The sequence below is a fragment of the Nonomuraea sp. NPDC048881 genome (assembly GCF_040649795.1).
GTDB lineage: Bacteria > Actinomycetota > Actinomycetes > Streptosporangiales > Streptosporangiaceae > Nonomuraea.
Map to the genome: position 1 here is coordinate 17,027 of NZ_JBEZGC010000006.1, position 16,583 is coordinate 33,609.

Consider the following 16,583-nt stretch of genomic DNA (forward strand, 5'->3'; position numbering starts at 1 on the left):
GCCGGACGGATGCGGTCCGGACGGATGCGGTCCGGACGGATGCGGTCCGGACGGATGCGGTCCGGACGGATGCGGTCCGGACGGATGCGGTCCGGACGGATGCGGTCCGGAGGGCGGCTGCCCAGGTGGAGGCTGGCCACCCGGCGGCCCGGGCGGACGCTGCCCGAACGGAGGCCCCTCGGGGGATGGCTCCCCAGGTGGAGGCTGGCTGCCGGGGGGCCCGGGCGGATGCTGCCCGAACGGAGGCCCCTCGGGGGGCGGCTCCCCGGCTGGAGGGGGCGGCGGCGTGGTCACGGCGTTCACCCTACGGGGCTAAAGCGACTCTGAGTAGTAAATCGCCGCCTGCACGCGGCTCTTCAGGCCCAGTTTGTTCAGCAGCCGGCTGACGTGCGTCTTCGTGGTGGCCTCGGCCATGTCGAGCTCCTTGGCGATCTCGGCGTTGGACAGGCCGCGACCGATGCAGGCCAGCACCTCACGCTCGCGCGGGGTCAGGGCCTCCGGCTCGGGCGGCTCACGGCGGGCCGGCTGGTCGGCGAAGGCGGCGATCAACCGTCTGGTGACGCCCGGCGCGATCATCCCCTCGCCGCCCGCCACCAGCCTCACCGCTTCCACCAGGGCATCGGCTTCGGTGTTCTTGAGCAGGAAACCGGCCGCCCCCGCCCGGAGAGCGCCGAAGACGTACTCGTCGACGTCGAACGTCGTGAGGATCAGGACGTCACTCACCCCCGCCAGCTCCCTGGTGGCGGAGATGCCGTCGAGACGAGGCATGCGGATGTCCATGAGGACGACGTCAGGGCGCAGATCATGAGCCAACCGAACCGCCTGCTCACCATCGGCGGCCTCACCCACGACCTCGACGTCGTCCGCGCCGTCCAGAATCATCACAATCCCGGCCCGTACGGCCGCATGATCGTCAGCCACCAACACCCTGATGCTCATGCCACGTCCGTTCCGCCATCACCATTCCTGGGACACTCGCCACCCCTGGGACGTTCACCATCCCTGAGGTGTTCACCGTCGTCGCCAACGCTCTCGTCCGGCGCCAACGCTGCCCCTCCGACCGCCCGCCACCGCACCGCCCGCCCATCCACAGCGCCAGCCCCCGGCGCCGGCACACCCGCACCCCGCCCCCTCGAAGCGCGCTCCCCAGAAGCACGCACCTCCACAGAACGGCCACCCAAAGCACCATCACCCACGGCACGCCCACCCACAGGACGGCCACCTGACGCGCTACCGTCCGGCGGGCGGGCGTCGAGCGGCTGTGTGTCCGGCGTGAGCGACGTCGGAAAGGCCGCCGCGATACGCCACCCATCCCCCGACCGCCCCGCCTCGAAGAACCCTCCGACCAGCGAAGCCCGTTCGCGCATGCCGATCAGCCCCGCCCCCGAACCCGGCAGCCGAGCCCCCCGCCGCCCGACCCGGTTCTCGACCGTCAGGAGAACCTCCCGAGGTTCGTACGTCAGCGAGACGACGACCGGCGCCTCACCATGCTTGAGCGCGTTCGTCAGCCCTTCCTGAAGGATGCGATAACCGGCCAGATCCACCGAAGCCGGCACCTCACGCACCTCCCCGTCCACCCGCAGCTCGACCTCCATCCCAGCCCGCCGCGTACGCTCGACCAGGCTCTCCGCGTCGGCCAGCCGCGGCCGGGTGGCCTCAAGCTCCGGCCCGTCCCCCTCACGCCCGCCGTTGGCCTCCCGCAGCAGCCCGATCATGTCCCGCATCTCGGCCATGCCCTTGACGCTGTTCTCCCGTACGGACTCCATGACCTTCCGGACCGTCTCCCGATCCAGGTCCTTTCGGGACAGAGCAGCCGTCGACTGGATGGCGATGGCGCTGAAATGGTTCGCGATCATGTCATGCAACTCACGAGCCATCCGGGTACGCTCGGCCGCGATCGCGGCCTGCCGGTCGAGCTCGGCGAGATGCGCGACCTGCTCGGCCCGCGCGCGTTCCGCGGCCACCCGGTCGCGCTGCTCCCGCAGCACCCAGGCCGTGGTGACCGGCGTGACCAGCACCAGCCCCGCCTGGATCCCCATGACGGCCAGCAACCGCCAGTCCGCCGCGATGAACGCCGCCACGGCCCCGGCCACCACGGCCAGCACCGTCGTGATCCCGAGCAACCACCGAGCGAGCCGCGCCGGCCCATAGAGCGCCGCGGCGTAAAGATTGTCGGTGAACACCAGCACGGTCGCCAGCGACGGCCCCACCAGCCCGTCGATCGTGACGGCCACCACTCCCAGAGCCAGCGACCACAACGGGGCCCGCTGCCGCAGCAACACGGCCGAACAGGTGATCGCCAGCGGGACCAGCAACACCCACACCGGCACGCCACGGCGCAGGTATCCACCGGCCAGAATCAGCAGCGCCCCCAGAACGAAGGCCACCCCGGCCGCCACCCCAGGCGGCACCCTGCCCTTCTCCTGACCGCCGCCCCCGGAGGCCCCTCGCGCCTCGAACCGCCTCAACCACCGTGAACCCGTCCGCACCCCGGCCCCCCACGGCAGCGGCACCGACCGCCACCACTGTGAAACCGACCGCGTCAAGGCCGGCGACCGGTCAGCGACCCTACGCACCCGGACCACCCGGCCTACTCCGGCCCCGCCCACACCCTGAACAACCAGAGCCGGCCTCCGGCGGCGCCCCGGACAGTGTCGCCCGACCCGCCACCGCCCGCGCCCCGGCGCCACAGCCTTTCACCGCCGCTCGTGTCATGTCCTCATCTCACCACTCCCGGACGCCGCCGCCGTCCTCCGAGGGTCACCCTGTGGATACACCTTTCGATGTATCCACAGGCTCGTTTTCACCGACGATGTGCCGGCCCGCGAATCACAGCAAGCTGGTACACGTGATTGTCGCCATCCTCATCGGCTGCGAAATCGGCTTCTGGCTCCTCCTGGGCCTCGGCCTGGCCTGCCGCTACCTCTGGAAGCGCCGACGGCTGAGCACGGCCCTCCTGCTCTGCGTCCCGCTCCTCGACGTGGTCCTCCTGGCCGCGGCGGTCATCGACATGCGCGGCGGCGCCACGGCGGACCTGCGCCACGGCCTGGCAGCGGCCTACCTGGCCTACTCCATCGTCTTCGGCCACCGGACGATGCGCTGGGCCGACGCCCGCTTCCACCACCGCTTCGCCGGCGGCCCCCCGCCCTGGAAGCCTCCAGCAGGCGGACCCGCCCGGACACGCTACGAGTGGGCGTTCTGGCTGAAACTGCTCCTGGCGTACGGAATCTCGTGCCTCATCCTCTTCGGCCTCATCTGGCTCGTGAACGACCCCTCCCGCACAAAAGCCCTGGTGGACTTCATGCTCAACCTCCTCAAGGTCCCCCTGATCGCCCTGATCTGGCCGGTGAGCCACACGCTCTGGCCCAAGAAGGAGGAGCCGGCTCGCCAGTGATCGCGGTATTCGGTTCGATGCACTGCACAGAACCCGCTATGCTTGCTTACGCAGCGAGCGGCCGTAGCTCAATGGATAGAGCATCTGACTACGGATCAGAAGGTTGGGGTTTCGAGTACCTCCGGCCGCACAGCAGGTCAAAGGCCCTCCGGGATGATCCCGGAGGGCCTTTTTCGTGGGCGTACAGCAGCCGCGTACAGCAACGTGCTCGACATCACGTTCGGGCCGACCATCACAGACGGCACCCGGCGCCCATCATCAGACTGCATCTGACGGCCCGCGATCTATGCGGCGACCGACGGTACGCAGTGAGTGACCTCACCACCACTGCAGACGAACATCACCGCTGTAGTGTGATCTACATCACAGATACCCTTGTGCAGTTAGGATCTCGTTCGCCACCGAACTTCCTCTTCGCTTTCATGGAGCCCTACACCAATGCAGCGACATGAAGGGAAGTTCCAATGTCCGACGTCAACAGCACCCCGTCGAATCTCCAAATCATCATGCGCTACGTGATCATCCTCTTCATTCTTGTCGTCGTAATCATCTGGGGCCCGGACGCCTCGGACAAGATCATCACTTCGATGGCACTTATCTACGCCATCAGCGGAGTGGCAATCAAGAATGTGAGAGAGTTGTGCGCATAGAGGACCTTCCCGTCCTGCAAGACGGAGACCGCTGGCTAACGACATCACAGGTAGCGTCACAGCTCGGCGTATCCGTCCAGTCGATCTACGCCTACGCCAGCAAGGGGATCTCCCCCACTATCCCCTTCCCCAAGCCCGACGCGAAGCTGGACAACGGTCGGTGCTACTGGAAGAAGTCCACGATCGACACATGGTTCTCATCAGCGCGTTCAATCGTATTTATACGGGACTATGACCCTCAATTTGATGAGGACTAATCCCGTCAATCAGAGAGGCTCTATCGCACAACGTGCCTGCCGCCGCGATATAGCGGCAGCAGGCACGTGCACTCTCAAGAGATTCTACTGAAGACATCGAACAAGCACTGCTACATACCGCTCAAGCCTCCAAACTCTTATTGAGCCGATCGAGGGCTTTACGAGTCTCTAGTGACGGTATTTGGGTGTAGACGTCCATGGTCATCGAGATCTGCGAGTGCCGCAGGATGCGCATCGCCACACGCGGATGGACGTCGAGGGCGGCCAGGAGCGAGGCACAGGTGTGCCGGGTGTCGTGGACACGGATGCGCGGGACGCCCGCTCGGTGGCAGTGGTTCTCGAAGGCCCGGTTGAAGTTGCGCGGCTCGATCGGCGTACCGGTCCGGGTCGTGAACGTCAGGTCCGAGGTCTTCCATGCGTCCCCAGCCACTTTTCGTGCCTCCTCCTGGACGCGCTGCCGGTGCCTGAGTGCGGAAACGCACAGGCCGAAGAGTGGCAGCGAAGCGGTTGAGTCCTCTGTCTTGGTGGTGTGCCGATGGAGGAGCCGGCCACCGACTCTGGTGAGCTGGTGGGAGATCCAGAGCTGTTCGCCAACGAGATCCACACTGTCCCACGTGAGACCAAGGACCTCTCCCCTACGAAGGCCCAGGACGAGGATGAGCACGTACGCCGCGTAGAGAGGGTCTTCGACCTCCCGTAGGTGCTCTAGGAATCTGCGGGCCTCATCTACAGTCCAGACCGTGTTCTGGCGCTTCTTCTTGGTCTTGCTGGCGCTCGGGAGCGTGGTCAGCGAGGCGACGTTTCTCGTGACCAGTTCTTCCCGCAGGGCGTGACCGAGCGCCGAGCGCAGGACCCTCCGGATGCCCGCGATGCTGCTGCGGGAGAGGTAGCCCTTGCAGCATTTGCCGATCGAGCAGCACCGTCGCTTGTGCTCCGGTCGCTTGTGATCCTTCCGCTGGTCACAGCAGGTACAGAGCGTGGGCAAGGTGTTGAGCCAGGCTTGCACGTCCCGGACGGTGAGCTTGTCGAGACGCTTCTTGCCCAGGCCGGGGACGATGTACAGCCGGACGAGCGGTTCGTACGCCACGTAGGTCGTGGGCTCTCTGTTGGGCTCGATGACTTCTCCGAGCCAGCGCTTGAGGAAGGCGGCCAGCGTTTCGTGCTTGGTGGCCACCGGTCCTCGTCGCGCTCGTTCGTGGAGCTTGAGCCACTTCTCATGGGTCTCCTCGCGGGTCTTGCCGTAGGCCCACTTGCGGGTCTTCTTGCCATCCGGTGTAGTGACCCAGACGTAGCCCGCCCAACCGTTCTTGTACGGGAAGATCGAGCCTTCGTTGTTGGCCCGGATACGACGGCTCGTACGCGGACGCTTGGGCTCACCTGGGGAGGCAAGCGTGGTCTTGGCGGGCATCAGACTGCCTCCTCGCAGAGTCGCGTGACGTAGTCGCTGAGGGCGGCTTGAGGAATGCGGCGGCAGCGGACGCCTACGATGACCGAGCCCAATTCGCCGGAGCGGATGAGGTTGTAGAGGGTCCACCGGCTGACCTGCAAAGTGGCCATGGCTTGCGGAACCGTGAGCAGTTCAGGCGTCATGCTGTTCCCCCAAGTTCGGCACGCGGTGGCCTGTGATGGCGGCGGCGAGGAGTTGTTCTCCGAGGGAGAGGCCCTGTCCGGCGTACTCCCAGTGAGCGACGACGAGGATGGTGTCCTCGTCGAAGAGCGGCAGCCGCCCGAGGCTGATCTCTTCTGTGCGCATGTGTTCTTCGCGGGCGGCGCGGAGGTCGCCGAGGGTGGTGGAGTAGTGGCGGCTCTTGGTGGAGAAGTGGCCGCGGAAGCCGAGCATGTGGGCCCATTGGGTGAGCCGTAGGTCGGCCAGGTCCTCGTCGCTGCCCAGTCGCATGCAGGCGGCGATCAGACGGCGGGCGTGGTCGCGAACGGGGAGGGCGTCGAGGTTGTCGAGGGGTTGGATGCGGCGATCCAGCGTTCCTACACATTCGGCGGCCTTGGTGGCGTATTTGGCGATGTAGGCGGCGACGGCTTGTTCGGTGAGGTCGCCGTTCATGGTGATGTGGCGGACGTCGAGCTGTGTGCCCCATCGGAAGGTCCGGCTCAGTGGCTTGATCTCGGCGGTCACGGCGGCTGCCGCGTGCTGGACCGCTTGGGCCAGGGTGTCAGCGGTGGCCCAGGCCGGAGGCGGTGAGTTAGGGCCATCTGGCCCGTCGAGGCGGATGACAGCGTGGAAGTGGACGACACCCCGCCGCTGGTACTCGGCGACCTTGGCGAAGGCGATGGTGACCTGGTCGCGCAGGGCCTTGACGGTCAGACCGTTGAGCCGGGCGAAGCGGCGACGCAGAGCCAATGTGAAGCGACGCCACAGTTCGGGGCTGATGGCGTTGAACAGGACCGAGCCGTCGTAGTCGTAGCAGTCCAGGCACAGCGGTTCACCCAGACGCGGGTCTTCTGTGCTGTGGCGGTCGGTGCAGGACATGACATGTCCGTGCGGGCAGGTCTCCGCGTTGCGGCGGGCGTGGCAGGGCTGGACCTTGCCGTTCTTCTCCCGGCGGGTGTGGACGGTTCCGAAGGAGGGTGCGGTGAGTGTGACGAACAGGCACGGGTGCGAGCTGACGGTCTCCGGGACGCCCTTGCCGCCGATGAGGCCGGCGCGGACGAGTTGGTAGGTGTCGGCGCGGTAGACCTCGGCGCAGGCCGGGCAGCGGGAGGCGCGGCGGGTCTTGCACGGGACGCGCAGGACGCCGTTCGGTTCGCGGTTGGTGGTGTAGCGGTGGAGCAGTTGGCCGGTGGCCTGGTCGAAGTGCTCGACCTTGCCGCGCAGGTGGATGGGCTGTCGGCAGCCGCCGGTGCGCTTGATCTGGTGCGCCCAGCGGTCGTAGTCGGGCTGGTGAAGCCGGTCGATCATCCCGGCTATGGCGTGGGAGTGGTGCATGATGGATCCGTCCTGTCCGGATGCGTTCTGGAGTGGGATGGCCCCTCACCTGGCGCGGAACTTGGCGGTTGTGTGGCCAGGTGAGGGGATCTCGGCTATGCGCCGTGGTTGTCGATGCCGCTGCCGTCGCAGTCGCGGCAGGTGTCACTGTCGCCGTCGAGGCCCCTTCCGTTGCAGGTGCAGCAGCGGCCGTAGGCGAGCGGGACGGCGGCGAGGATGCCGGGCCAGTCGGTCCAGGGTTCTTCGGTCGTCATGGGCGGTGGTCCTTGCGCGGGGTGATGGTGACGTAGAGGCGGTAGTTCCGCGGCCGGCTCCTGTCGGGGAAGGCCCGCGACATGCTGGTGACGGTGAAGATCTGGCGGAGGTGGATCATGTCGAGGGTGAGTTCGGCGCGGTTGCCTTCGAGGCGGATGCGCATGGTCAGGGCTCCCGGGTGGTGTCGATCTGGATGCAGCCGCGGTAGCTGTCATCGGCGGCGTAGCGGGCGCGGGCGGCGGCGAGGATGGCGATGAACTCGTAGCGGACCGGTCCGAAGCCGATGCCGGTCATGTAGTGGTCATGGGGCAGGTGGTGGGGGTCGATCTCCGTGCCGAGCAGGGCGGCGACCTTGTCGACCTCGGCGCGCATGTCGTCGTCGGAGCCGTTGTCGGGGAAGGCACGGATGGTGACGGGTGCTATCGAGGTCGGGATCTGAGGGTGGGCCTTGAGGAAGCCGGCCATGGCGATGAGTCCGGCGATGAGGGCGTCTCGGTCGTTGTGCATGGTGCGCCTTTCAGGTGGTTTCTGGGACGGTGCGCAGGGTGTGGAGCAGGTCGGAGGCGAGTTGCTCGGACACGCCCAGGCGGGCGCGGAGAACGTCGCGGGTGATGGGCTTGCTGTGTCGGGTGTGGTGTTCGTCGGCGACGCGGCGGGCGTAGTCGACCAGTGCCGGGGACGGTCCGGGGTGTTCGTCCTGGCGCCCCTGGGCGGGGACGAGGGCGGGACGGTCGGCGGACGGGATGGCTACGGAAGCGTCGGAACGCGGAGGGGACGCGGGGACGTCTTTCGGGGACGTCCCGAAGACGTCTGGGGACGAGTCGGGACGCGGGCCGGACATCCGGCGTTCGAGCATGGAGACGGCGACGAGGAAGGCGGCGGCCGGGGTGGCTGCGGTGATCCAGCCCCAGGCGGTCGGGTCGGCTTGTTGGAGGTTGGCGGCCAGGGACAGGACGATGCCTCCGGTCAGGACGAGGACGGGCCAGGAGATCAGGCCGCGCCGTACGCGGGCGGTCTTCTTGTCGCGTTGCCGCTCGCGGGCGGCCATGACGCAGGTGAGGTCGATGCAGACGGCGATCGCCCAGGCCATCCAGCCGGACTGTCCATGGTCGCTGGCGGTGTCGCGGATGTGGGTGAAGGACCCGGCTCCGGCGATGAGGGCCAGGACGAGGACGGGGCCGGTGTCGAGCAGCCAGTGAGCGAGGCGTCGCATCGGAGTTCAGGCCTCTCTTGGGTCAGGGATGGAGTTGAGGAACTCGGCGAGGTCGGTGTCGCTCACCTGGGCGGCGTGGCCGGCGACGACGTCGGCCCAGACGGGTGAGCGATCGGCGTAGGTCGAGGCGGCGAGTTCGGCGGCTTGCTCGCTGACGTAGTAGGAGCGGGCGCGGTACCACTGGCCGTCTTGAGAGGCGACGATGGCGACGCCGGGTGTCTCGGCGGGAATGGCACGCGCCGAGGCAAGGGCGGCGGGGTCGAGGTCTCCGAGCGTCATGGTGGCGGTCTCCGGATCGTTCACCCGGTGGCAGATCCGCCCGGAGCACTGAGCCCGTAGAGCGGTGACGCCGGGCCCGAGATCGGAGCCGATGCGCTGGCCGCAGCAGAACAGGTAGATGCCGAACGCCCTACCGAGCTGAGCCACCCGAAGCAGCGCCGTCGAGGTCTTGGCGATCTCGTCCTTTTCGCTCTTGTCAGCCATCAAGTACAGCTCGGCCAGTTCGTCGACCAGGACCACCACGGGCACAGGCCGCTGATCGTCCGGGAGTTGCCAGATGTTGCGGGCGCCGGCCTCCCGGCACTGGGCCATGCGGCCGGTCATCAGGCCGACGAGGTCGTCCAGCAGGCCGACGCATTCAGCTCGGGTGGTGCCCAGTGCTGACAGGCGAGGGCTGTACGGGGTGAACTCCACGCCGCCCTTGAGATCGAAGCCGACCAGGGCAACTGGTTGTGGAGCCAGCCCTTGGACCAGGGCGTTGGCCAGGTTGGACTTGCCGGACTGAGTCGCCCCGGCGTTGAGCCAGTGCGGGACGGTCCTGAAGTCGATGGTCCAGGGGCCACCGGTCTCTAGACGTCCCACGGTGACCTTGAGCAGTTCGGGCGAGGTCGGCAGCGTCTCGACCCGGACCAGTGGATCGCGGACGGTGGCGGACAGGACGACTCGTCCAGGACGAGGCGACGAGACGCGGATCGCATGGACGCCCCAGGAGTGGGCGAGCCGTTCGGCGGCGTCGGCGTAGTCGGCGGGGATCTGTCCTTCCAGGGTGTGGAGGGTGACGCGCCAGCCGTAGCGGGAGGGCTTGGGCAGCCACATGAACGGCTTGGTGTCCACGGCGATGCGCTGCCACTTGCGCCGGACGCGGACGACGCCGGTCGAGGCGACCAGGCCGGGGACGGTGGTGAACCAGAAGCGCTGCCGCTTCTTCGTGAGGTTGCAGCCGAGAGCGACCTTGCGCCAGCTCGCCCGTACGCTCACCGCGACCAGCGGGAAGGCGGCCACGAGCCAGAACGACGGGTAGTGCCAGCGGCGCCAGGCCCAGAGCCCGGCCGCCGCAGCGGCCAGGACTCCGAGCACGAGGAGCGTGGTGTCAGACACGAAGCGGCTCCGTGTCTGCCGGTAGGAGAGCGGCGGCGCGGTAGGAGATGCCCCACCGGCCCGCGATTTCCCAGACGTAGCCGACCATGCCGGTCGGGTTGACCTGCTGACCGGCGGTGATCGGGGGTTCCCCCGAGGTGCCGATCTTGACGAGTTCGATCCGGCCGAACTCGTCTTCCACCGAGACGGTGATCTCGTAGACGGTGTTGCCGTTCTTGTCGGTCTTGATCTCGCCGGTGTCCTTGTTGACCAGGCGGGGCTTCGGTGCCTTCACGCAGGTGATGACGAGCTTGGAGGTGTCGACGGGGATCGGGATGGTGCGCATGAGAGCTGCTCTCCTTCAGAGTGACTGTGCTAGTTACAAAGATACCTAGGTAACTAGCTCTGTAAACCGAGATAGCTAAATCGCTTCGAGATTCCTTACAGGTTGCCCAGAGACCTAGGCATCTAGAACCGCTAAAATTGAGTCATGGCAACCACTGACCGGCGCCGGCCGTACCTGCGGATTGCCGAGGACATTCGGCGCGACATCGCCTCAGGCCGGTATGCAGTGGGAGAGCAGCTCCCCGTAGCGCGTGAGCTGTCCGAGAAGTACGGCGTGGCCATGATGACCATCGGCAACGCCCTGGCCGTACTCCGTGATGAAGGGCTCATCGAGACCCGCCAGGGGGCGGGCAGCTTCGTCACCCGCACCCCTGACGACGTCGAGGCCGTCCCCACCCCTGGCGAGCACAGCGAAGAGTTCCGCATCATCTCCGAGCAGTTGCGCGAGATCCGTCAGCACATGAACAAGCTGACGGTCAGGCTGGACGAGCTGGACGCTCGGACTCGCCCTGATCAAGCCGAGTAGAGACCCTGGTCGCACGCCGCTGGAGTTCGGTCAGGTCGACCGCGATCTCCGCCAGCTCGCGAAGCAAGATCTGTCGTTCAGTCTCGCTAAGACCCATGTATCACCCCATCGTGTAGGCAGGACGCCGAAGCGCCCCCCGGGTTACCTGCTGGGTGGGGAGCCATTGCGCGGATAGCCCTCCGCTTGTCGTGCTCAGAGCAGCCGCATCACCTTGGCGAGGTTGAGGATCTCGCGCTGACGATGCAGCTTGCCGCTGTCTCGCAGGTCGCGCACGATGTTGCGGACCAACGGACGGTTCCGGACGTGCTGAGGCGCGATCCGGTCGGCACGGAGCAGAGCGTCTGCGGCTTCGTTGTCCTTTCTGTTCATGTGGTAGCCCGCCGCGGTGCAGGTCCAGTAGTGAGCCTGACGTTCGGACGAGGCGATCTCGGCTATCTCGACGTGTTCGGCCCGCGAGATGACCTCACGAGGCCGGCCCAGCTCCATGCTGACCTCGACGGCGTGAATCGTGGTGTTGACCCGGTTGAACTGGGTCTGGAACGCGTTACCGTCCCGCGGCAGGACCTCGGCGACACGGCGAGCCTCGTCCAGATGGCTCTCCGCCTCTCTCTGATCCCACAGCCGGGAGTACGCCACGGCGGCCCGCAGATGCAGGGCACCCCACATCGCCTTGATCGTGTCGTCTCCGCTCACATACGGCTCGATCTGGTCCAACGCCGACAGAGCCGCGTCCTTGGCCGGATCGAGCTGCGCTTCGTGCAGCCACACCCCGCACAGGTCCCAGCCTGCCGCCGCGATCAGATCGGGTGAGCCGACGTGCTGCGCGGCGACGAGTTCGCGCTGTACCGCCGTCCAGCCGAGATCATGGTGACCCAGCAGGTTCGACGACACCCGCGCCATGTGGCAGGCCCGCAGCATCAGCGCCTCGGCCCGGTCGCGATCGGCCGAGGAGCCGTTGAGGATCGTGATCAGGTCGGTGAGGATCCTGGGAAGCACCTCACCGAGGGCGGTGAACTTGGCGTCCTGGCGAAGCTGCTCCGCCAGGCGGACGTTCGCCTCCAGCTCCTGCAACGTCCGTGGCTCCCCGCGCGCCGGCAGCCCGATCCCGCTGGGCAGCGACGCCTGCTGAAGCGCGAGCCGAAGCCCCGGAACAGCCGCGTGCCCGGAGTCGAGTTCCGTCGTCTCGTGCCGGTACGGCTGGCCGGTCAGCTCCGCGACCTCCACGCCGAGCTGTCCGACGACGCTCATCCGGTCCAGCGGCATCCGCCCGTTTTCCACCTTCGACAGCCAGGAGACAGATCGGCCGACCTTCTCGGCGAGGGTTGCCTGATCCCACCCCTTGCGGTGACGAGCCCGCGCGATCCGCTGGCCCTGCGTCACGTACTCTGTTGCCACGTCGCCGCCCCTCCTTCTCGTCGTCGCCTGCTTCGACGATAAGACGGGTGACCTGCGTCACTGGCAGAAAAACTGCCAGTCGGAGGGCATGCGAAACCGCAGATCGGCCTTCGGCCTGCGGAAACGTTCGTCACCGATCGGCTTCAGAAAGTGACGCTACGTGTGCATGACTCGCCGGATCTGTGTGTCGCTACCTCGCTTCCCCGCACATGAGCTGTCGCCACAGCGTCATGGCATCGACGACCCGCATGCGCGGGCTCTCCATCAGCCCCCAGGGAAAGACGGACCGGTCGTGTCGCCGGACGAAGCCCTGGCCGCCGGCCATGCATTGCTCGAAGACCAGTGACAGGCATTCGCAGGTGTAGTGCAGGACCCGGGCCTGATCCGGAGACCGCTCGATCGGGAGCCACCTCACCGACACCGCATGAGGGCGAGGCGGGGCAGGGTGCGTACCGTGGAAGTCTCCGAAGTCTGCCACCGGGCTCACCGTCCTTCGTAACGCGCGATCGCCAGCTCGGTGCCGGCAGTGCTCGCGGATGTCCCGACCGATGAACAGGCGTTGGTGAGCGAGGAACTGTCTCCAGTCGCACAGCGCATCCTCGTGGAGCGGCAGACCGAAGCGCCCGAACGGAGCCCCACCCGGAGGGACTCCGAACAGCCGCTCACCAACGCCATGGCTGCAACCTATCCCAGCCCGTCTTAACCTGTCTATAGCATTCCTAGCAATGCCTGTTCTATGCCATTAGGTGCAGGGATACCTAGAGTCGTCCCGTGATCGAATGGGACCCGCGGCTCTACAAGTGGGAGCAGATAGCCAACGTCGTGGCCGAGCGCATCGGCGACGGCACCTACCCGCCCCTCACCCTCATCTCCGAGGTGAAGCTGCAGGAGGAGTTCGACGTCGCACGAGTGACCATCCGCAAGGCGATGGAAGCACTCCGAGAACGAGGGCTGATCACCACAAAGCCCGGCAAGGGCTCCATCGTGTCCCCACAGTAGCTATGCCTGCCCCCTCAACAGCCGCACCACGGGCGGCACCTGATGGGGGTCTATCCACGGCACCCTCAAAGGCACTGGTCCGGCTGTCGTTCGACGAGGATGGGCCTGGAGAGCTTCGGTCCTAGACTCGGGCAATGGACAGGACTGACCGCGCCAGCCGGCTGATCGCGGCACCACCAGCGACTGTCTACGGAGCCCTCCTCGACCGGGAGGCCCTCGAAGCATGGTTGCCGCCGGACGGCATGCGCGGACGGATCGAGCGGTGGGATCTCCGCCCTGGCGGCGGCTTCCGGATGATCCTTACGTACCTCGACCCCACCGACAGCCCCGGCAAGACATCAGACACGACGGACGTCGTCGACGTCGGGTTCGCCGAACTGGTGCCACCGGAGCGCGTGGTGCAGCGGGCAGTGTTCAAGGCCGACGACCCGTCGTACGCGGGCACCATGACGATGACCTGGCACCTAACTGCTGCTGGCGAAGGAACCAAGGTAACCGTCACCGCTACGGGCGTACCACTCGGCATCGACCAGGCGGTGCACGAAGCTGGGATCGCCTCCTCTCTGGCCAACCTGGCGTCGCACGTCGAAGAGGCCGGCTGAGTCAGGTCGGCTTGGGACCGAGGGGCCAGCCCCAGCCTGACCAGCATCGCCAGCACGAGAGAAGTCAACGGAACAGCAGGTCAGACGGAGTGCCTCACGGCCGGATGAGAACTTTCCCTACGGTTTCAAGGGCAGGCCGCCTGCGGCGACCTGCCACGCGTCGGGCGATCGCTGGCCGCGCTGCGGCTCTTCGGCCGGTCGCGGCCAGCGCCACCCCACGCGTTGGAACGCCACAAGCCTAGGTCGAGGAAACATCACTAGCTAGAGCGCAGCACGCTAAGCACTTCGTGCGCCGTCGATTCACTGCGGAGCGGCAGCGGATCGAGGACGGAGTCACTGCCGGGCTTGATTGCTATAAGAGGCCAACTTGACTGAGGGGGCTACGAAGGTTTGGTTCAACAAACACATGGCCATGTTCCAAGCTCTTTAACCTAGGGCCAGAGCTGGTCAGTTCGTCGAGGTGAAAAGTTGACCAGACATGGCAGGTGGGGCATTCGGTGCCTATCAAATATGGCCGAAGTAGATGCAGAGAACGCTGGTCATCGAGGATATATAGGCTTCCTATTTCAAGTTCGCTCGAAGAGTAGCTCATAGCCTGCACCGGCACTACAGAGTGATCTCCCATGAATTCCTGATAGTGCACAATAGAATTCCCCTGAAAGCTGTCCCATTGTGAGGATGTGACACATATCAGCGGCAGTTCAGCAAGAAATAGAGATGCCTTCAGCAGAGTGGATAGCTCATCGAATGCAGAGTCAACGAATGCCGAAACTTCTGGCTTACTGATCCTGCGCTGATGGGACTCATCATTGCGGCGCTGCTTCAGTGATTGTAATGCGTCATCCACTTCCGCTGGGGCGAGCAGCAGTCGCATCTCCACAAGAGGCTTGGCGACGGCTTGGCCATCGATCAATTTGGAATCGCGAATCTCTCGAAGGATTGCGACCCAGTCGCCTAGGCCGGGACCATTACCCTTTCGACCTAAAGACGCTCGCAGATTTCCAACGTATCCAATAGATATATTTGAACTACGAGCAAATGCGAGCCCTGCTAGTGCCGAATAGCATGCCAGAATTTCCGCTACATCCAAAATCGCAGTATATGCCTCTCTGGAAGGCCCCGCACTTAGCGTCGCCTCAGCAAGCCGCCATCGGTAGGCGATTGGATAAGGCAATCGCGTCCGGAACAGGTATCGATTATCATCCAATGCCGCAGCCGCGTTGCTGCGTAGACGAATTTTTCGACCAGAGCTGAGGAGACGAAGACGTGCTTTCTCTGGAGAGTCTCCTTCGAAGATGGAGTTTAGCAGGTGACTGCATTCGGCTTGCCATGTCTCGAAACGCGATCGAGCGTGTTTCAAGTTCTCCAGCACCGTGCGTAGTTCGTCGCTCAATTGAGGTATTGGCAATTCTGCCAACGAGCCGAGGCGAAGATGACCCACACTCTCGTTGGCATCGATAACAAGCTTTCGAGCAAGTGGCATACGGAGTAGCTGTAAAGCCGTGCTTCGTTGCAGATCGTCCGTAGTGGGTTTAGCGCGTAGCGTGATGACGTGCTGAGTTGCCGCAAGCGGGAGATCATACTCCGATATCTTGGCTGCGATTAATCCTCCGCGATCACCGCGGCCATATATCTCGCGAAGCACGATGTCGCCACTTCTCAGAAGCCAGTCCTCTTGGACGCGTGCACGCCTCGCTTCATCGGAGACCTCTATTTCTCCACGCCTAGTGATTTCCCGTCCAGAGAGGAGGGGAATCGCTTTAACGTCGAGGTCGTCACTTATAAGGTCAGAGTTATGCGCCAGATGGAATGGCCCGCGCTGGATGTCAAACAAGTCCCCGAGGCGAGTTAATGTCCCGAAGCTTTTAAGATTGTCCCTCTGATCTAACAGCTGCGGATCGTAGCGCGAAAATCCTAGACTTTCAGCGGGAGTCACGGTTCCCTGAGGTACATATCCGAAGGTTCCGCGTCCAGTTCGCCTTTTCAGTAAATTTCGAAAGTCTCCGAGCACCTCCCTGTCTCCCGGAGATGAATCGGGAAGGGAGAAGAACTTTGTTTGATGCTGCTGCTCCTTGTCGGCCCAAAGAAACAATGCAGCTGCGCGAAATCTCTTATCGACGCCATCGAGCAGGTCAGAGCCAATGACAATTAACGATATTTGCCAGTGCTGGGCAATGGTCCGACGAAGATTGCTGTGCTGCACACTGCTAAGAAAGCTAGCAGGGACGATCAGTACGAGCGGCATCGCCGGAGAAGGAACTCTTACTTCTGAGATAAGTTCCTCGGCAGGCCATGGATTCCTCAAATTCTTGGGTGCTGTTAAAGGTGGAAGGAGTACAACTGGCGCAGCTGTAATCTCTTCAGCTACTGCCTCCAGTGTTCGCGCATTTACCGATGTTCTTGTCGTGCGCCATTGAGCGCGAAAGTCGATCCCTGTATTACTCTCTCCCGCGTCGGCGATTACCGCGACCGGACCGGCATCCGAATAAAAGCGGCACGCAATATCGAGCAGCCGCTCGAAGAGAGAGAAAGTTTCTTGCATCGTCGTCCTATAGTGCCGCGGAGTTTGAGGCTTAGAGATATTAGCTCTCTTCGGCCGCTCTTGCTGTGATCCTGGTCCTTACAGTCATTGAAAGTCTGAGGTAACACA

Annotated in this window: 19 protein-coding genes and 1 tRNA gene; 7 read left to right on the forward strand and 13 right to left on the reverse strand. The window is 64.9% G+C overall.

Annotated elements, in window-relative coordinates; all coding sequences use genetic code 11:
• Positions 1-312: 312 nt before the first annotated feature.
• Both AB0C33_RS21960 and AB0C33_RS21965 read right to left on the reverse strand, forming a co-directional pair.
• Positions 313-939, reverse strand: coding sequence for a response regulator transcription factor (locus tag AB0C33_RS21960; protein WP_358290840.1), 627 nt, complete (start codon positions 937-939; stop codon positions 313-315).
• The gene (locus AB0C33_RS21965; protein WP_358290843.1) at positions 936-2,387 is read right to left on the reverse strand and encodes a histidine kinase; all 1,452 of its coding nucleotides are present in this window, start codon (positions 2,385-2,387) and stop codon (positions 936-938) included. Before AB0C33_RS21965 ends, AB0C33_RS21960 begins: the two co-directional genes overlap by 4 nt.
• A 461-nt stretch (positions 2,388-2,848) precedes the next feature.
• Here AB0C33_RS21965 and AB0C33_RS21970 point away from each other — a divergent pair, with 461 nt between their 5' ends.
• From AB0C33_RS21970 to AB0C33_RS21985, 4 genes are all read left to right on the forward strand, one after another.
• Entirely contained in the window at positions 2,849-3,394 is a 546-nt protein-coding gene (locus AB0C33_RS21970; protein ID WP_358290847.1) for a hypothetical protein, read from the forward strand.
• Positions 3,395-3,451: 57 nt separating this feature from the next.
• Positions 3,452-3,524 (forward strand) — tRNA-Arg (locus AB0C33_RS21975).
• A 334-nt stretch (positions 3,525-3,858) separates the two neighbouring features.
• Positions 3,859-4,044, forward strand: a complete 186-nt coding sequence (locus AB0C33_RS21980; RefSeq protein ID WP_358290849.1) for a hypothetical protein — start codon at positions 3,859-3,861, stop codon at positions 4,042-4,044.
• A complete protein-coding gene (locus tag AB0C33_RS21985; RefSeq protein ID WP_358290851.1) occupies positions 4,035-4,301 on the forward strand; it encodes a helix-turn-helix domain-containing protein in 267 nt (88 codons plus the stop codon). The genes AB0C33_RS21980 and AB0C33_RS21985 overlap by 10 nt, the downstream gene beginning before the upstream one ends.
• A gap of 121 nt (positions 4,302-4,422) precedes the next feature.
• Here the strand turns inward: AB0C33_RS21985 and AB0C33_RS21990 are convergent, their stop codons facing one another.
• The 9 genes from AB0C33_RS21990 to AB0C33_RS22030 all read right to left on the reverse strand — a co-directional run bounded on the left by AB0C33_RS21990 (position 4,423) and on the right by AB0C33_RS22030 (position 10,412).
• On the reverse strand, positions 4,423-5,709 hold the full coding sequence (locus tag AB0C33_RS21990) for a site-specific integrase (protein ID WP_358290854.1): 1,287 nt from the start codon (positions 5,707-5,709) through the stop codon (positions 4,423-4,425).
• Entirely contained in the window at positions 5,709-5,891 is a 183-nt protein-coding gene (locus tag AB0C33_RS21995) for a helix-turn-helix domain-containing protein (protein WP_358290857.1), read from the reverse strand. Before AB0C33_RS21995 ends, AB0C33_RS21990 begins: the two co-directional genes overlap by 1 nt.
• A complete protein-coding gene (locus AB0C33_RS22000) occupies positions 5,881-7,242 on the reverse strand; it encodes a replication initiator (RefSeq protein WP_358290859.1) in 1,362 nt (453 codons plus the stop codon). The genes AB0C33_RS21995 and AB0C33_RS22000 overlap by 11 nt, the downstream gene beginning before the upstream one ends.
• A gap of 95 nt (positions 7,243-7,337) precedes the next feature.
• Positions 7,338-7,496: a hypothetical protein gene (locus AB0C33_RS22005; RefSeq protein WP_358290862.1), complete on the reverse strand. Its 159-nt coding sequence runs from the start codon at positions 7,494-7,496 to the stop codon at positions 7,338-7,340.
• Positions 7,493-7,660 carry a hypothetical protein gene (locus AB0C33_RS22010; protein WP_358290865.1) on the reverse strand — a complete coding sequence of 56 codons (168 nt, stop codon included), beginning with the start codon at positions 7,658-7,660 and terminating at the stop codon, positions 7,493-7,495. The genes AB0C33_RS22005 and AB0C33_RS22010 overlap by 4 nt, the downstream gene beginning before the upstream one ends.
• Positions 7,661-7,662: 2 nt before the next feature.
• Positions 7,663-8,004: a hypothetical protein gene (locus tag AB0C33_RS22015; RefSeq protein ID WP_358290868.1), complete on the reverse strand. Its 342-nt coding sequence runs from the start codon at positions 8,002-8,004 to the stop codon at positions 7,663-7,665.
• A gap of 10 nt (positions 8,005-8,014) precedes the next feature.
• Positions 8,015-8,710 carry a DUF2637 domain-containing protein gene (locus AB0C33_RS22020; protein ID WP_358290871.1) on the reverse strand — a complete coding sequence of 232 codons (696 nt, stop codon included), beginning with the start codon at positions 8,708-8,710 and terminating at the stop codon, positions 8,015-8,017.
• A 6-nt stretch (positions 8,711-8,716) separates the two neighbouring features.
• Entirely contained in the window at positions 8,717-10,087 is a 1,371-nt protein-coding gene (locus AB0C33_RS22025) for an FtsK/SpoIIIE domain-containing protein (RefSeq protein WP_358290874.1), read from the reverse strand.
• Positions 10,080-10,412, reverse strand: a complete 333-nt coding sequence (locus tag AB0C33_RS22030) for a hypothetical protein (protein ID WP_358290877.1) — start codon at positions 10,410-10,412, stop codon at positions 10,080-10,082. The genes AB0C33_RS22025 and AB0C33_RS22030 overlap by 8 nt, the downstream gene beginning before the upstream one ends.
• 144 nt (positions 10,413-10,556) lie before the next feature.
• Here AB0C33_RS22030 and AB0C33_RS22035 point away from each other — a divergent pair, with 144 nt between their 5' ends.
• A complete protein-coding gene (locus AB0C33_RS22035) occupies positions 10,557-10,937 on the forward strand; it encodes a winged helix-turn-helix domain-containing protein (RefSeq protein ID WP_358290880.1) in 381 nt (126 codons plus the stop codon).
• Positions 10,938-11,129: 192 nt separating this feature from the next.
• Here AB0C33_RS22035 and AB0C33_RS22040 read toward each other — a convergent pair whose 3' ends face one another.
• The gene (locus AB0C33_RS22040) at positions 11,130-12,332 is read right to left on the reverse strand and encodes a helix-turn-helix transcriptional regulator (RefSeq protein ID WP_358290884.1); all 1,203 of its coding nucleotides are present in this window, start codon (positions 12,330-12,332) and stop codon (positions 11,130-11,132) included.
• Positions 12,333-13,103: 771 nt separating this feature from the next.
• Between AB0C33_RS22040 and AB0C33_RS22045 the strand changes: the two genes are divergently transcribed.
• Positions 13,104-13,331: a GntR family transcriptional regulator gene (locus AB0C33_RS22045; protein WP_352365806.1), complete on the forward strand. Its 228-nt coding sequence runs from the start codon at positions 13,104-13,106 to the stop codon at positions 13,329-13,331.
• 134 nt (positions 13,332-13,465) lie between these two features.
• Complete coding sequence (locus AB0C33_RS22050) at positions 13,466-13,933, forward strand: SRPBCC family protein (RefSeq protein WP_358290887.1); 468 nt, start codon at positions 13,466-13,468, stop codon at positions 13,931-13,933.
• A 352-nt stretch (positions 13,934-14,285) separates the two neighbouring features.
• Here the strand turns inward: AB0C33_RS22050 and AB0C33_RS22055 are convergent, their stop codons facing one another.
• The gene (locus AB0C33_RS22055) at positions 14,286-16,475 is read right to left on the reverse strand and encodes a hypothetical protein (RefSeq protein WP_358290890.1); all 2,190 of its coding nucleotides are present in this window, start codon (positions 16,473-16,475) and stop codon (positions 14,286-14,288) included.
• Between the last annotated feature and the right edge of the window lie 108 nt (positions 16,476-16,583).

Coding starts and splice junctions, on each gene's coding strand:
- AB0C33_RS22030 (WP_358290877.1), bottom strand. CDS start 10,412: ATGCGCACCATCCCGATCCCCGTCGACACCTCCAAGCTCGTCATCACC.
- AB0C33_RS22000 (WP_358290859.1), bottom strand. CDS start 7,242: ATGCACCACTCCCACGCCATAGCCGGGATGATCGACCGGCTTCACCAG.
- AB0C33_RS22055 (WP_358290890.1), bottom strand. CDS start 16,475: ATGCAAGAAACTTTCTCTCTCTTCGAGCGGCTGCTCGATATTGCGTGC.
- AB0C33_RS22020 (WP_358290871.1), bottom strand. CDS start 8,710: ATGCGACGCCTCGCTCACTGGCTGCTCGACACCGGCCCCGTCCTCGTC.
- AB0C33_RS22005 (WP_358290862.1), bottom strand. CDS start 7,496: ATGACGACCGAAGAACCCTGGACCGACTGGCCCGGCATCCTCGCCGCC.
- AB0C33_RS21995 (WP_358290857.1), bottom strand. CDS start 5,891: ATGACGCCTGAACTGCTCACGGTTCCGCAAGCCATGGCCACTTTGCAG.
- AB0C33_RS21990 (WP_358290854.1), bottom strand. CDS start 5,709: ATGCCCGCCAAGACCACGCTTGCCTCCCCAGGTGAGCCCAAGCGTCCG.
- AB0C33_RS22010 (WP_358290865.1), bottom strand. CDS start 7,660: ATGCGCATCCGCCTCGAAGGCAACCGCGCCGAACTCACCCTCGACATG.
- AB0C33_RS22015 (WP_358290868.1), bottom strand. CDS start 8,004: ATGCACAACGACCGAGACGCCCTCATCGCCGGACTCATCGCCATGGCC.
- AB0C33_RS22050 (WP_358290887.1), top strand. CDS start 13,466: ATGGACAGGACTGACCGCGCCAGCCGGCTGATCGCGGCACCACCAGCG.
- AB0C33_RS21980 (WP_358290849.1), top strand. CDS start 3,859: ATGTCCGACGTCAACAGCACCCCGTCGAATCTCCAAATCATCATGCGC.
- AB0C33_RS22035 (WP_358290880.1), top strand. CDS start 10,557: ATGGCAACCACTGACCGGCGCCGGCCGTACCTGCGGATTGCCGAGGAC.
- AB0C33_RS21960 (WP_358290840.1), bottom strand. CDS start 939: ATGAGCATCAGGGTGTTGGTGGCTGACGATCATGCGGCCGTACGGGCC.